The sequence below is a fragment of the Nocardioides lacusdianchii genome, assembly GCF_020102855.1.
Classification (GTDB): domain Bacteria; phylum Actinomycetota; class Actinomycetes; order Propionibacteriales; family Nocardioidaceae; genus Nocardioides; species Nocardioides lacusdianchii.
The window spans coordinates 1-1,239 of sequence record NZ_JADHZD010000047.1 but is presented as its reverse complement, the minus strand read 5'-3'; the positions used below and the strand labels follow the sequence as shown (position 1 = coordinate 1,239).

Genomic DNA, 1,239 nt, shown 5'->3' with positions numbered 1-1,239 from the left:
TGTAACGCCGGGCGGATTCAGCCGGTCGTTGCACCACGATTGATTTGGTGTCCGCAGAGTAGCTCTTCGAGTCGCTGGGCTGGGGTGGCCCAGCCCAGCGTCTTGCGTGGTCGGGTGTTGAGCTTCCAGGCGACCTCGGCGAGGTCTGTCGGGGTGAACTGGCGCAGGCTGAGCGTCTTGGGGAAGTACTGACGCAACAGACCGTTGGTGTTCTCGTTCGACCCGCGTTGCCAGGGGCTGCGGGGGTCGCAGAAGAACAGCTCGATGTCGGCCTCGAACGCGATCTGCTTGTGCAGCGCCATCTCCTTGCCTTGGTCCCAGGTCAGCGACTTGCGCAACTGGTCGGGCAAGGTGTGTAGCACCGGCACGAGGGCTTCGGCGAAGTCCTCGGCGGTACGGCGCTTCGGCAGGTGGACCAGCATCAGGTAGCGGGTCGTGCGTTCGACCAGCGTGCCGATCGCGGACCCACCGGCCTTGCCCAGGATCAAGTCACCCTCCCAGTGACCGGGCACGGCACGGTCCTTGGCCTCGGCTGGCCGCTGGCTGATGTGGATGGTGTCCACCAGTCGCCCCTTGCGGCGCTCGGGACGGTGGTGCGGTGTGCGCTGGTCCCGGCCGGTGCGCAGGTGCGCCGCCAGTTCGCGACGCAGCTCACCGCGGCCCTGGACGTAGATGGACCGGTAGATCGTCTCGGGACAACACCGCATGGACCCATCGTCGGGGTAGTCCTGCACGAGATGTTCACAGATCTGCTCCGGCGACCACTGCAACCGGGTCAGCTTGTCCTCCACGTAGGCACGCAGGACCGGGTTCGTGGCCAACTTCCCGGCTTTGGGACGTCGGGCGCGCTGCTCGGCACGCTGCTGTGCCGTCAACGCCCGGTAGGAGCCATCACGGTTGCCGTTACGGGCTATCTCTCGGCTCACCGTGGTGTGCGGGCGCCCGACACGGCGACCGATCTCCCGCACACCAAGCCGCTGGGCATGCAGGATCGCGATCTCTTCACGTTCGGCGTGAGACAGGAACCGGCTCGAGGGCCGGCGACGAGGTTCCATCACCCCGCCAGACTGGGCGAACAGCGCCTGTCCGCGCCCGCCGTACACGCCGGCGGCCTCAGCCGCCTGCCAGGCCCACTTCCCCGACCGCACCTGTTCCCAGAACGCCTGCCGCTCAGCTCGAAGCATCCGAACCATCACCACTCCTCACGACGAGTGGTGCAACGACCCTCCGAACTCAAGC

1 protein-coding gene is annotated in these 1,239 nt (G+C 66.9%); it reads right to left on the bottom strand.

Annotated features, from left to right (window positions below; translation table 11 throughout):
- Window positions 1-17: 17 nt before the first annotated feature.
- Window positions 18-1,193, bottom strand: coding sequence for an IS30 family transposase (locus tag IRX98_RS22395; protein ID WP_443683849.1), 1,176 nt, complete (start codon window positions 1,191-1,193; stop codon window positions 18-20).
- Between the last annotated feature and the right edge of the window lie 46 nt (window positions 1,194-1,239).

Bases quoted from the DNA above. Each gene is read 5' to 3' on its own strand.
- IRX98_RS22395 (WP_443683849.1), bottom strand. From the start codon at position 1,193: ATGGTTCGGATGCTTCGAGCTGAGCGGCAGGCGTTCTGGGAACAGGTG.